Below are 14,000 nucleotides of genomic sequence, written 5' to 3'. Positions count from 1 at the left end.
TTCATCAAAACCTTCGTAACGAAAGTGGAGCAATGGCTCCATCACCGAATCAGGCAACTAATTTTAAAGAGATGGAAAAATCCACGTACTAAGATTAGCAGATTAATGCGCTTAGGTCTAGATATGGACAGTGCTAAGCGTATTGGCTACTCCAGAAAGAAATACTGGAGACTGTCAAAAACACCTGAGGTTCATTGGGTGCTTACAACGAAAAGACTCTACCGGTGGAACGTAGTTTCACTACGTAACCTGGCAGAGTCTGCTTACTTAAGATATTGAACCGCCGTATACGGAACCGTACGTACGGTGGTGTGAGAGGACGGTAAATAAATTAATTATTTACCTCCTACTCGATTATATTCCAATGTTTTATTTGAACACCGTTCACGTGGGTATACTGTAACTCTTAGGCCTTCATTGTTTTTCTAGAGTGCTTAGCGTTTAGCATGATAAACCGCTATAAAAATGGTATACTCAAATTATACAAGTAAACTATGATCATTATTAAAGTGAGTGGGAGATGATTAAATGGATTGGGAAAAAACATATACAGAATGGAGAAATTTTGAGGGACTAGATGAAGCTCTTAAAAAAGATTTAAGAAATCATGAAAATGACAAACAATCTTTAGAAGATGCTTTTTATGCTCCTCTGGAATTTGGCACAGCCGGTATGCGTGGAGTTCTTGGTGCGGGAATCAATCGAATGAACATTTATACTATTCGACAAGCAACGGAAGGACTCGCTCTATTTATTGATAGCCTAAACGAGGATGCTAAACAAAAGGGAGTGGCGATTGCCTATGACTGTCGTCATCAATCACCCGAATTTTCAATGGAAGCGGCTAAAACCCTAGGCCATCATGGAATTAAAGCATATGTTTTTGAAAGTTTGAGGCCAACACCTGAATTGTCTTTCGCAGTTCGTCACTTGAATGCTGCTGCTGGAATTATGATTACAGCCAGCCACAATCCGCCTGAATACAATGGATACAAGGTTTACGGGGAAGACGGGGGTCAAATGCCTCCAAAAGAAGCTGAAGCGTTGACCGATTTTGTCCGCAAAATAGATAATCCGTTAACTGTTGGGGTCGACTCGGAAACTGAATTGAAAGAAAAAGGCTTATTAGAAATCATTGGAGAAGATGTGGACCAAGCCTATTTAGAAGAAATGAGAACAGTCACAATCGATTCAGAACTAATTTCGCGCATGCAAGACGAGTTGAAAATTGTGTTCACTCCTCTTCATGGAACAGGAAAAATGATTGGTGAGCGTGCTTTGAAAAACGCGGGATTTAATCAAGTTTATTTAGTCCCCGAACAAGCTGAACCGGATGCTGATTTTTCCACAGTGAAATCTCCTAATCCAGAAGATCCTCAAGCTTTTGAATATGCTATCCGATTAGGGAAAGAAATCGATGCAGATATCCTCATTGCTACCGATCCAGATGCGGATCGTTTAGGATTAGCTGTGCGGACAGCTAAAGGTCACTACGAAGTATTAAATGGAAATCAAATTGCTAGTTTGCTCTTAAATTATATCCTAACTGCATTAGATAAAGAGAAAATGGTGCCAAAAAATGCTCGTGTGGTCAAGTCTATTGTTTCAAGCGAATTGCCAACAGCAATCGCCGAAAAACATGGAGCTCGAATGGTAAATGTTCTGACCGGCTTTAAATTTATTGCTGAAAAAATTAAAGAGTATGAAACAGATCCCACGAATGATTTCATTTTTGGATTTGAAGAAAGTTACGGCTATTTGATCAAACCGTTTGTGAGAGACAAAGATGCGATGCAAGCGTTGGTTCTTGTATCTGAAATGGCTGCTTATTACAAAGAACTAGGAGAGTCATGCTTCGATGTTCTGCAAGATTTATATCAAGAACATGGTCACTTTGTGGAGAAAACAATTTCAGTCACAATGGCGGGAATGGATGGAGCCAAGCAAATTGATTCACTGATGCGTGAACTGAGAGAGAATACACCACAAGCGTTTGGCGGAGTGAAAATAGCTACGGTGGAAGATTATCAAGCGCAAACCCATAAATCAAAGGTTACGGGTCAGGAAACTGCAATTGACATGCCACCAGCAAACGTCTTGAAATATTTCTTGTCGGATAATAGTTGGATAGCGATTCGTCCTTCGGGAACAGAACCCAAAATCAAGTTTTATATTGGAGCATATGCTGCATCCGCTCTAGAAATAACCGAAAAAATCCGGTTATTTGAAAAGGATATACAAGAAATAGTACCTAAATAATTTCAAATAAATACTTTAGATGGGGAAGAGAAGTATTGAATATACTTCTCTTTCTTGTTTAGAGTATTTTTAGTTAATAAAAACAAAGAAATTTTGTTTAGGACTCTGAAAACAGGTTTTTCACTTTGGGTTTTGTTGAAGTGGAAAATAGCAGCAATCTTTGATTATAAAAAGTTCAATTCGTATCGCGAAAAACGTTTGAGATTAGGGTATACAATGACACGCCCGGAGTGTTATAATTAATAAAATCATAAGAGCGTTTATATAGAAATGAGGACCTTATCATGGTACAAAGTTTACAGCTAGTTATTATTACGGGCATGAGTGGAGCAGGGAAAACTGTCGCCATGCAAAGTTTTGAAGACATGGGGTATTATTGTGTAGACAATATGCCGCCTAATTTATTACCAAAATTCTGGGAATTAGTTCGAGAAACCGGTAAGATGACAAAAATTGCTTTAGTTATGGATCTTCGTACACGAGATTTCTTTGAAGAAATTAAGTCCTCAATCGAAGCTTTGGACAATACATCTTTTATTACTACTAAAATTCTTTATTTGGAAGCGACCGATGAAGAATTAGTATCTCGTTACAAGGAAACGAGACGGTCTCATCCTTTAGCTCAGAGTGATCGTGTAATTGAAGGAATAAGAAAAGAACGTAAATTGCTTGAGGGCATCAAAGGACGTGCTCAAATTGTTATTGACACTACTGAACTGACACCGAGAGAATTACGCGAAAAAATTATAAAAGAATTCAGAACAGTGAATACAACGATGTTTCGAGTGGAACTTATTTCATTTGGATTTAAGTATAGTTTGCCAATAGATGCAGACATCGTTATGGATGTGCGTTTCTTACCTAATCCGCATTATATTGATGAATTACGTCCACAAACAGGGCTGGATCAACCAGTCTATGATTTTGTTATGCAACAACCGGAGACTGAGATTTTCTACCGTAAATTTATAGACTTGATCGATTATTGTTTGCCGGGCTACAAGCGAGAAGGCAAAAACAACGTCACTATTGCTATAGGTTGTACTGGAGGAAGACATCGCTCAGTAGCATTGATTGAACGAATGGGAAAACAGTTAGAAGCAGATGGCTATCCTGTTAATATCACCCATCGTGATAAAGGGAAAGCAAAGGAGTCAGTGAATCGATCATGATGAATAATTCAAAGAAAAAACGGCCAAAAATCGTTGTCATCGGCGGAGGAACAGGGTTACCTGTTGTTTTGAAAAGTTTAAAAGAGAAAAACGCCGATGTTACAGCAATTGTGACCGTTGCGGATGATGGAGGGAGCAGCGGCTCGTTAAGAGAATACTTTAACGCTGTTCCTCCGGGAGATATTCGTAATGTTTTAACGGCCTTATCTGATATGCCGAATGCTCAAAAAGAAGTATTTCAATATCGATTTGATAAAAAAGATAAAAATTTTGCGGGCCATCCTTTAGGTAATATTATTATATCTGCTATGGCAGAAATGCGTGGAAATATTTATGAAGCCATTCAAATATTAAGTAGAATGATGATGATTAAAGGACAAGTGTATCCTGCTGCTGAAGAGCCACTAAATTTGCATGCAGTATACGAAGATGGTTCTATTGTTTCAGGAGAATCGCAAATCCCCAAAGCGGGTAAACAGATCGAACGCGTCTATGTAACTTCTTCGACAGATAAAAAGGAAGTAAAAGCTGGAAGAAAAGTTGTTTCTTCCATACTAAATGCGGATATGGTCGTTTTAGGTCCAGGGAGTCTATATACAAGTATTTTACCTAATTTAATGATTCCTGAAATAGGAAAAGCGGTATGTGAAACTTCCGCCACGGTTGTTTATATTTCAAATATCATGACTCAATTAGGTGAAACAGAAAACTTTACAGATGCCAATCATGTGCAAGTATTGCACAAACATTTAGGGAAAAAATTTATAGATGTCACTTTAGCTAATATTGGTATGGTCCCTGTAGAGTATACTAACCAAAGTCACCTAACGGATTACTTAGTGCAAGTTGAACATGATTTTAAAGCCTTAACAGAAGAAACGGCTCAGATCATTTCAGATGACTTTTTGGAATTCAGGAGCAATGGTGTTTACCATAACGGAGAAAAAGTAGCAGAAGAGCTTTATCAACAGGCATTTCATATTCAGCGAAACCCTAAGAACAAACAAGAAAAGCTGCCCTAAACAAATTCCATAGAAAGGAGAAAAGAAATGTCGTACGCTGCTGAAGTAAAAAAAGAATTGACGCAATTGGAAGTTCATCCTGAACATGCTAAAGCTGAACTAGCGGCTCTGATTCGGATGAATGGTTCCATTCATTTGCTCAACCAGCAATTCGTATTGAACGTTCAAACGGAAAATGCTGCCATAGCAAGAAGAATGTATGTACTATTGAAAGATAACTTTCAAGTAGAAAGTGAACTCCTTGTACGAAAAAAAATGAAATTAAAAAAGAACAATGTTTATATAGTTCGTTTAAAACATGGGACTACAAAAGTACTATCGCAATTAGGGATAATGGACGGCATGCTTTATCACGGTCGAATCCCCTCTGAAATTCGTGGAAATAGGCAAAAAATGAAATCGTACTTGAGAGGTGCATTTCTTGCGGGGGGTTCTGTGAATAGTCCAGAGACAAGTCGTTACCATTTAGAAATCTATTCTAGTTATGAAGAACATAATGAAGATGTTTGCAGTATGCTGAATGCTTTTAATATGAATGCCCGGATGTTGGAAAGAAGAAGCGGTTATATCACTTATTTGAAAGAATCTGAAAAGATAGCTGATTTTTTGGCTTTAATTGGAGCTACCGGAAGTATGTTGAAATTTGAAGATGTCCGTATTGTTCGAGATATGCGTAATTCTGTTAATCGACTAGTCAACTGTGAAAATGCCAATTTAAATAAAACGATCGATGCGGCCACCCGTCAAATTGAAAATATTCACTTTATAGATAAAAATTTAGGACTAGATTCATTACCTGAAAAATTAAAAGAGATCGCTATCCTACGGGTAAAGTATCCTGATATATCATTAAAAGAATTAGGTGAATTGGTCCCAAGTGGAGCCATAAGTAAATCAGGTATCAATCATCGTCTCAGAAAATTGAATCAAATGACCGAGCAGCTGAAACAAGCACACGAGAGCAACGACCCCTTATCCAAAGCAACCTGAAAAAGGAGACTTGTTTTTTTAAAGAAAATCAAGTAGAATTAGCTGAGTTGGGAAATACTGTCCCCTTAGTGTAATGGATATCACATAAGATTCCGGTTCTTAAGATGGGGGTTCGATTCCCTCAGGGGGCATATGTTAAGCAGGAAGAGAAATACTCTTCCTGCTTTTTTATATGTGATTTTTAAAAAGAAAAAAGATTTCATAAGTAGAAAATACAGCTATTTTTCTTGCTTAAAAAAAATTCGAAGGATAGTTAGAGGTGATCTTTATATATGAAAGTTGCTATTATTGGTCTTGGTGTCGCGGGGTCGGGTATTTTAAAAGAATTGATCAACCATCAAAGTACAGAAAGAATTACTAAAATCGATATTTATGAACCAAATGAAAAATTAGGACATGGATTTCCTTATCAATCGGATCATAAAGATGTACAAATGAACTCATATGCACAAGATTTGAGTTTACACACGTCAAAGCAAGATGACTTTCTAGATTGGTTACAAGAAAACTATCCAGAAAGAAATTTTTGTGCAAGTGATTTTGTCTCCCGGTCAATCTTTGGGCAGTATTTAGTTGACCGATTAAAACCTTTTTTAAGTGACGAACGGATAAATCATTTTCAAACTAAAGCTATCGATATGATGCCCTTGAACAGGGAACATAATGCAGCTTGGAATGAATTAGATAAACCCCTTCAATATGTCATTCAAGATGAACAAGACAAGTGGTCAGATGCGTATGATGCGGTGTTCTTCGCTTTTGGACATGCTCCTTATGCAGACCATTATCAGTTAAGCGGACATAAAAATTATATCCATGATCCTTATCCAATCGAAAAAAAATTAGGACAGATAGATGATACTAAACGCATTGGGATTATTGGAAGTGGATTAACAGGATTAGATACAATGTATTTCTTGCTAAAAAATTACAAATGGGTTCATCCGGTTACGTTTTATATTCGTCAGCATCCATTTACAACTGTAAAAAGCAAACGGTACGAAGGAAACATTCAGTTAACTATTTCTGAAAAATGGTTAGCCGATCAAAAAAAGACATACAATGGGCAAATACCACTAAAAGTAATAAAAAAGCAACTATTTTCTGATTTAAAAGCAAATAGTGTCAACTGGATACGGCTAATTGATTTGTATGGCAAAGGCTCTGTTTTTCAAGTCGAAAAATCTTTAAAAGAAAATGATCCGGAGTTAGCTAGGTTGCAACGTTATTTAGGTCAGCTAACCCCATTGTTACCTGAGTTGAATATGGCATTAAACCCGTTGGAGCGAAAAGCTTTTTGGGAGAAAGAAAAAAAAACATTTGAACATTTCCGTAGTCAAATGCCAGAAAACCGAATCCAATTTATTTTAGATAAGATGGAGCAAGGGCAAGCTCGAATTATTAAGGGATTAGACTCAATTACTAGCAATCAAGATAGTTTCAAAATAGTTACCGACAAAATGGAAATGTATCCAGCAGATGTGTTGATAAATGCTGCTGGATTTGAAAAGAAATTAGTATCCGCTGGTAATCAAGACGATTTAATCAAGAATTTATATAAAAGAGAAATAATCATTCAAGATGGTATCGAAGATATTCAAGTGAGTTGGCCAAGTTGCCAGGTCTTATCAAAAAGATTCGGACAAATGGACCGGGTTTATTTGTTAGGGAATTGGATTTTTCAAACACAATTTGGAAATAACAATGCTAAATTAAATAATAAGCAGGGACAAGCAAGTGCAAAGCATTTTATGGATTCTTTATAAAAAATAGATAGCTACAATTATGCATATAATAGGTAAGGGGTAGCGGTATTTCATAATTTATTTTTCTTTCGATTTTAGCTAATCAAATCAATCATCATAGGAAAAAAGTATAATCTTTCAAAGATTATACTTTTTTTATTTTCCAACGCAAATCCTCTTGAGTTGAAACTTACAGCTAGCCGATTGCAACGGGTTAGGAAAGAGAAAGGAATAGTTAACAAGTGTTATAATTTGGGATTACTTTTTTTGACCGGTAAAATAGAATTGACAGTATGAAACTAAAATGAAAACGGGAGGAATAGTTGAATGAAAAAATCGTATGATCTAATTGTAATTGGTTCAGGTGTAGGCGGATCTTCAGTAGCTACTGCCTGTAATCAAAAAGGATGGAGTGTAGCAATTATAGATGATCGTCCCTTTGGGGGGACATGTGCATTAAGAGGGTGTGATCCCAAAAAAGTATTGCATGGGATAGTAAATATTTATGATGAGTATCAGCGTATTCAAGGAAAGGGTCTTACAGGAGATCTACAAATAAACTGGAATGAGTTGATGCAATTCAAGAAGAAATTCACAGAACCTGTACCTGAAAATAGAGAAGATAGTTGGAACGAAGTAGGTATAGATACGTATCGCGGGAAAGCAATATTCTTAGATGAAAATCAGATTCAAATTGGTGAATATCAATTGAGGGGGACAAAGATAGTGTTGGCTACAGGATCGATGCCAACCCCCTTACCTATTTATGGTATCGAACATCTGTCTTATAGTGATGACTTTCTTGAATTGGAAAATCTTCCAAAAACAATTGTATTTGTTGGGGGAGGATATATTTCTTTTGAATTCGCTCATATGGCAGCTCGAGCTGGTGCAACTGTCCATATACTTCATAGGGGGGATCGACCCTTAAAAAAATTTGATCCGGATTTAGTCGATACCTTGTTAGAAAAAAGTAAAGAAATTGGAATTCAAGTCCATTTGAATCATGCAGTTAAAGGGATAAAAAAAGATGGAGAAAATTTTATAGTAGAAGCAGAATATGAAAATAAAACGATTAGTTTTGTAGCAGACAAGGTAGTACATGGAGCAGGTCGTATACCAATGATCGACATGGATTTAGAAAAAGGAAACGTACAGTACAGTAAAAAAGGAATAAAAGTTAATGATCATCTTCAAAGTCCATCCAATCCCCGTGTATACGCAGTCGGAGATGTATTAGACACAGAAGGATTTCCATTGACTCCGGTGGCCGGATTCGAATCGGGAATAGTAGTGGCAAATTTACAAGAAGAACGATCAAGAGTGATACATTATCCAGTTACGCCTTCAGTTGTTTTCACAGTACCTAAATTAGCCATGATTGGTATGAGTGAAAAAGAAGCCCAAAATTCAGCTAAGAACATTGAAGTCAACCATCAAAAACTGTCTACTTGGTTTACGTATCGTCGAACGAATGAGAAGTATGCAGAAGTGAAAGTTATTCGAGATAAAGATACTGATCAAATTTTGGGTGCTCATGTACTTGGTGAAGGGGCAGATGATTTAATCAATCATTTTACAACCGCCATCCAACTAGGGATCACCACTGAAGAATTGAAACAAGTCGTTTATGCGTATCCAACAGCTGCTTCTAACATTGAATTTATGTTGTAAGAGATATGAGATTAAACGAAAAATCTATAAAAGAAGATTAAAGTTTGAAAAATGAGTATTTATTTATTTGACCTTTATTGACCAATGTTTTATAATAGTCATATATATGCTTAAGGTAGCGTGTATGCTACAATGAAAAAAGAATGATTTAGAAGGAGGAAACACAATGAATTTAGTACCAACAGTTATTGAACAATCACCACGCGGAGAACGTGCTTATGATATTTATTCGCGTTTATTAAAAGATCGTATTATTATGCTAGCAGGTCCAATAGATGATAACGTAGCAAACTCAGTTATTGCCCAATTACTCTTTTTGGATGCGCAAGATTCCGGGAAAGATATTTATTTATATATCAACTCACCAGGCGGAAGCGTGACTTCTGGATTAGCTATCTATGACACTATGAATTTCATTAAATCGAATGTTCAAACAATTGCAATTGGACTAGCGGCATCAATGGGAAGTTTCTTACTTGCAGCTGGAGAGAAAGGCAAACGGTTTGCATTACCCAATGCTGAAATCATGATCCACCAACCACTTGGTGGTGCACAAGGGCAAGCAACAGAAATTGAAATTGCGGCACGTCATATTTTGAAAACGAGAGATCGTCTCAATAAAATTTTAGTGGAACGTACAAATCAAACACTAGAAGTAATTGAAAGAGATACAGATCGGGATAACTTTATGTCTGCAGAAGAAGCAAAAGAATATGGTTTGATTGATGAAATCATGACCAATAAAAACTTAATGTAAAGCAATTTAACCCTCTAAAGAGATGAAATAATCTTTTAGAGGGTTTTTTTAAGGTATATAAATTTATTTTAGGAGGAAAAACTTGTATACTGTGTATAACGTGTAATTGAGAAGGAGGAATGGTGTGAAAGTATATGATATTCAAATAGATCAGCTACAATCCAATTATGGATTTCATATTGGGGATACAAAGGCACCGGTCAAGGTCATTGAATTTATTAATCTTCGCTGTCCTGATTGTAAAGAATGGTTTGAAAAATCAGAGGCTCTCCTCGATCAATATGTCGAAGAGGGGAAAATAGAGAGAATTATCAAACACTTTGATAAAGAGAAACCGGAACTACAAAAGGGAAATACGTTACACAGCTATTTACCCTACGATGATGAGAAAAAAGCATTGGAAGAAATGAAATATTTCTTCCAGCATCAAGAAGAATGGGGAGCACTAGACGCTAGCGATGTAGGCGAATATGCACGTGACAAGCGAAATCTCAATTTAGAGCGTAATAATCATATGGCAAATTAAATATTAGATGAGGTTAAACAGGCTAATGTTGAATTTGTTCCTACAGTTATTATTGGGGAACACGTGCTGAACGAAACAGTCTCAGTTGAAGAATTAAAAAATATTTTGGACGAAGAAACCAATAAGCGAGTGTAACCATTTCCGAAAACAAGAATGTTTTACTACTGTAGTGATTACAAAAGGTTGGGCGAAAGATGTCCCTTTTGGGAAAACTTCGGGTTGATTTATATCCCACATATGGTAAAATGGTTTGTAAGAGGAATGAAAGATATCAGACGACTATCCTATAGTTTCTGATGATACATTGTCTCTTGTTTTTGTGAGTGAGCTGGGTCGATAATTGACTTAGGTCTGAATTGACCGGAGTGAAAAGAGGTGACTCATGCAAGAGGTCTTGTCAGTCATTGAAAAGGTCGCACCTGATACTCTTCAAGTGTTGAGAATTAGACAGGGGATTTTAGATAGTGTCCGTCAAAATGGACCAATTGGAAGAAGAATGTTAGCCGAGAAAATAGGCATGACTGAGCGTGTTCTTCGGACTGAAGTGAAAATTTTGAGGGAACAGCATTTGATTGAGACGACTAAAGCTGGAATGAAAATTACTCAAGCTGGTGAAGAAATTTTTGATCAGTTAACTGCCCTGTTGAGCCATATGCAAGGCAACAAAGAGAAAGAACGGCAGCTGGCAGATTATTTATCGATTGACAACTGTTGGATCGTACCTGGAAACTCGAAAGACGACAATCAAACTTGTCTGGAGCTCGGGAAAGCTGTAAATGAGTTGCTTAATCGATTGCTTCCGCTAAAAGAGAATATTATTGCTGTTATGGGCGGAACAACTATGCTAAATGTTGCGAGCCAATTAACGCCTCAACTTGGGTTAAACAGAGAATTGTTGTTTGTACCTGCACGTGGAGGACTAGGGGAGCGTTTCGATATTCAAGCAAATGCAATAAGCTCAGCTATGGCAGAAAATACGGGTGGGAAAAACCGCGTCCTGTATGCTCCCGAACATGTGAGTCCAGAAACATATCCATTATTATTGAAAGAACCTGAAATAAAAGCTACACTTGAATATGTAAAGAAGGCAAATTGTGTGTTGTTTAGTATAGGTGAAGCCTTACAAATGGCTAAACGACGAGCGATGGATAGTGAACAATTCGCACTGCTGAAAAATAAAAAAGCAGTCGGCGAAGCTTTTGGTGAGTTTGTCAATAAAGAGGGAGAGATTGTTTATAAAATCCCTCGCATCGGATTGCAATCTAAGGATTTAGAAGCCATTCCTTATGTTATCGCAGTAGCAGGTGGACAACATAAAGCCGAAGCAATTGAAGCGTATATCAAAACTGCTCCCCGCCATTTATGGCTCGTGACGGATGAAGGAGCCGCAAATCAGATTTTAAAAGGGGTAACCCTTTAAAATAAAAATTTTTATATTTTCTAAGGAGGAAATCAGCACATGACAGTAAAAGTAGCAATCAATGGTTTTGGACGTATTGGACGTTTAGCTCTACGCCGTATCATGGAAATAGATACAGAATTAGAAGTAGTAGCAATCAACGACTTAACAGATAACAAAGATTTAGCTTATTTGTTAAAATATGATACAGCACAAGGACGTTTTCCACATGATATAGAAATCAAGGGAGACTCTTTAGTAGTAGGAGATAAAGTAATTAAATCTTTCGCAGAAAAAGACGCTAGTAAATTACCTTGGGGAGACCTAGGAATCGACATCGTTTTGGAATGTACCGGATTTTACGTTACTAAAGAAAAATCTCAAGCTCATATCGATGCAGGAGCAAAACGTGTTCTTATTTCAGCTCCAGCTAAGGGTGATTTAAAAACTATCGTATTTGGTGTTAACCATGAATCAATTGAAACAAACGATACAATTATTTCAGCTGCATCATGTACAACAAACTGTTTGGCACCAATGGTCAATGTGTTAAACAAAGAATTTGGACTTAACCGTGGACTAATGAGCACGATCCATGCTTATACTTCAACTCAAGTTTTACAAGATTCACCAGGCGGACGTAAAAGTCGTGCCGGTGCAGCAAATGCAATTCCAGCCTCAACAGGTGCTGCTAAAGCAGTAGGACTAGTTATTCCTGAAGTTGACGGTAAAATTGACGGTACTGCTGTTCGTATCCCTGTAATTACTGGTTCTATGACAGAGTTATACTCTGTGTTAGAAAAAGACGTAACAGAAGAACAAGTTAACTCAGCAATGAAAAAATACTCTAGCGATGCATTTGTTTATAATGAAGACGAAATCGTATCTTCAGACATCATCGGACTAGATGCTGGATCAGTATTTGATTCAACATTAACAAAAGTTATCGAAGGATCAGATGGCGGCAAATTAGTTAAAACTGTTGCTTGGTATGATAACGAATACGGCTTTACAGGTAACATGGTACGTACTTTAGAATACTTCTCAAGCCTTTAATTCGAAGAGACTCTAGAGTAAGCAGCAAATCAAACCAAACAGTAATATATAAGCGGGGGAGCATATACTCTATTATTTAAGTGAACAATTCGATTTTAAGCGTAAGCTAATGAAATCTACACTGTTCAAACTAAATATAGGGGATCGCGCTTCCCCCTTTTTTTGTAAAGAAAGTTATCTTCCGAAAAGAAAGGTAGGATTCTACACATGGTAAAGAAAACAGTAAAAGACTTAGACTTAAAAGGAAAAAAGGTACTAGTTCGTGCAGATTTCAACATACCAATGAAAGATGGCAAGATTACGAATGATAACCGTATCCAAGCGGCTCTTCCGACACTAGAGTATATTCTAGAACAAAATGGAAAAGTGATTGTGTTTTCACATTTAGGACGTGTAAAGACTGAAGAAGACAAAGAGGGATTATCCCTACGTCCAGTTGCTGAACGTTTGAGCGAATTACTTAACAAAAAGGTTACATTTGTTTCTGAAACACGTGGAGAAAAATTAGAGTCCGCAGTTAATGAATTAAATGACGGCGAAATCATGATGTTTGAAAACACTCGTTTTGAAGATGTTGATGGTAAAAAAGAAAGTAAAAACGATCCCGAATTAGGTAAATACTGGGCTAGTTTAGGTGACGTTTTTGTAAACGATGCTTTCGGAACAGCTCATCGTGCACATGCTTCTAATGTAGGAATTGCATCAAACATAGAATCTGCTGCAGGTTTCTTAGTTGAAAAAGAAATCAACTTTATTGGTGGAGCGGTTGACCAACCAGAACGTCCATTTGTAGCTATCTTAGGTGGAGCAAAAGTAAGCGATAAAATTGGTGTCATTGAAAACTTGTTGACTAAAGCAGATAAAGTTTTAGTTGGTGGGGGAATGACTTACACTTTCTATAAAGCTCAAGGGAAATATATTGGCAATTCATTAGTTGAAGAAGATAAAATTGATTTAGCTAAAGAGTTGTTAGAAAAAGCTGGGGATAAATTGATTTTACCAGTAGATTCCGTTGTTTCCTCAGAATTTAACAATGATGCACCAACAGACGTCGTTGGCCAAAACATTCCAGAAGGAAAAATGGGATTAGATATTGGTCCTAAAACAATCGAACTTTTTGAAAAAGAGTTAAAAGGTGCTAAAACTGTTGTATGGAACGGACCTATGGGTGTGTTCGAAATGTCTAACTTTGCTAAAGGAACAGCAGCTGTCTGTGAAATTTTAGCTAATTTGGATGATGCAATAACTATTATTGGTGGGGGAGACTCTGCTACAGCAGCGCAACAACTAGGATTCGAAGAAGACTTTAGTCATATTTCAACAGGTGGTGGAGCTTCACTAGAATACCTCGAAGGAAAAGAATTGCCAGGGATTGCAGCAATTTCTGATAAATAATCGAC

At 37.0% G+C, this 14,000-nt stretch carries 10 protein-coding genes, 1 tRNA gene and 1 pseudogene; all 12 read left to right on the top strand.

The annotated features are described in order from the left end of the window. Positions 1-528: 528 nt before the first annotated feature. Entirely contained in the window at positions 529-2,259 is a 1,731-nt protein-coding gene (locus H626_RS0106310; protein ID WP_027108601.1) for a phospho-sugar mutase, read from the top strand. A 284-nt stretch (positions 2,260-2,543) separates the two neighbouring features. Then, positions 2,544-3,431 (top strand): RNase adapter RapZ, encoded by an 888-nt coding sequence (gene rapZ, locus H626_RS0106305; protein WP_027108600.1) that lies wholly within the window; start codon positions 2,544-2,546, stop codon positions 3,429-3,431. Beyond that, on the top strand, positions 3,425-4,453 hold the full coding sequence (locus H626_RS0106300) for a gluconeogenesis factor YvcK family protein (protein WP_425411628.1): 1,029 nt from the start codon (positions 3,425-3,427) through the stop codon (positions 4,451-4,453). Before rapZ ends, H626_RS0106300 begins: the two co-directional genes overlap by 7 nt. A 27-nt stretch (positions 4,454-4,480) precedes the next feature. Beyond that, positions 4,481-5,443, top strand: coding sequence for a DNA-binding protein WhiA (gene whiA, locus H626_RS10780; RefSeq protein ID WP_051237876.1), 963 nt, complete (start codon positions 4,481-4,483; stop codon positions 5,441-5,443). Positions 5,444-5,502: 59 nt separating this feature from the next. Further along, a tRNA-Arg gene (locus H626_RS0106290) sits at positions 5,503-5,574 on the top strand. A 141-nt stretch (positions 5,575-5,715) separates the two neighbouring features. After that, the gene (locus H626_RS0106285; protein WP_027108598.1) at positions 5,716-7,209 is read left to right on the top strand and encodes an FAD/NAD(P)-binding protein; all 1,494 of its coding nucleotides are present in this window, start codon (positions 5,716-5,718) and stop codon (positions 7,207-7,209) included. Between the two features lie 306 nt (positions 7,210-7,515). Next, complete coding sequence (locus H626_RS0106280) at positions 7,516-8,862, top strand: dihydrolipoyl dehydrogenase family protein (protein WP_027108597.1); 1,347 nt, start codon at positions 7,516-7,518, stop codon at positions 8,860-8,862. A 166-nt stretch (positions 8,863-9,028) separates the two neighbouring features. Beyond that, a complete protein-coding gene (gene clpP, locus H626_RS0106275; protein ID WP_027108596.1) occupies positions 9,029-9,619 on the top strand; it encodes an ATP-dependent Clp endopeptidase proteolytic subunit ClpP in 591 nt (196 codons plus the stop codon). Between the two features lie 124 nt (positions 9,620-9,743). Further along, a pseudogene (locus H626_RS10775) lies at positions 9,744-10,280 on the top strand (DsbA family protein). Between the two features lie 247 nt (positions 10,281-10,527). Further along, entirely contained in the window at positions 10,528-11,565 is a 1,038-nt protein-coding gene (locus H626_RS0106265) for a sugar-binding transcriptional regulator (protein ID WP_027108595.1), read from the top strand. 39 nt (positions 11,566-11,604) lie between these two features. Next, on the top strand, positions 11,605-12,600 hold the full coding sequence (gene gap, locus H626_RS0106260; protein WP_027108594.1) for a type I glyceraldehyde-3-phosphate dehydrogenase: 996 nt from the start codon (positions 11,605-11,607) through the stop codon (positions 12,598-12,600). Positions 12,601-12,807: 207 nt separating this feature from the next. Continuing rightward, entirely contained in the window at positions 12,808-13,995 is a 1,188-nt protein-coding gene (locus H626_RS0106255; RefSeq protein ID WP_027108593.1) for a phosphoglycerate kinase, read from the top strand. Positions 13,996-14,000 lie beyond the last annotated feature (5 nt).

Origin of the sequence: Lacticigenium naphthae DSM 19658, from assembly GCF_000425865.1 — a bacterium.
Lineage (GTDB): Bacteria > Bacillota > Bacilli > Lactobacillales > Carnobacteriaceae_A > Lacticigenium > Lacticigenium naphthae.
This window is presented reverse-complemented; position numbering and strand designations above follow the sequence as displayed.